Source organism: Nocardioides cremeus, from assembly GCF_030518195.1.
Classification (GTDB): domain Bacteria; phylum Actinomycetota; class Actinomycetes; order Propionibacteriales; family Nocardioidaceae; genus Nocardioides; species Nocardioides cremeus.
Genome location: NZ_JAULSC010000476.1, coordinates 1 through 213 on the forward strand (window position 1 = coordinate 1; position 213 = coordinate 213).

The following is a 213-nucleotide window of genomic DNA, read 5'->3' on the forward strand; positions in this document are numbered from 1 at the left end:
GATCTCGACCTGGTCCTCGTCGGGCATCTCCTCGAGCACGTCGGCCAGCCGCTCGTCGTCGAGCGCGCCCACCACCGCGGCGCGCCGCGCGAGCGGCAGGTCGTGGATCATCGTGGCGGCGGCGGCCGGGCGCCTCTCGTTGAGCGCGTGCACCAGGTGGGTCGCCCCCAGGGGCTCCGCGCGCCGGGGCAGCCCCTCGACGTCGCGCCACAC

1 protein-coding gene is annotated in these 213 nt (G+C 77.0%); it reads right to left on the bottom strand.

The genetic code is table 11. The annotated features are described in order from the left end of the window. The coding region (locus QWJ41_RS21785; RefSeq protein ID WP_439117361.1) for a magnesium transporter MgtE N-terminal domain-containing protein at positions 1-213 on the bottom strand (213 nt) is incomplete at both ends.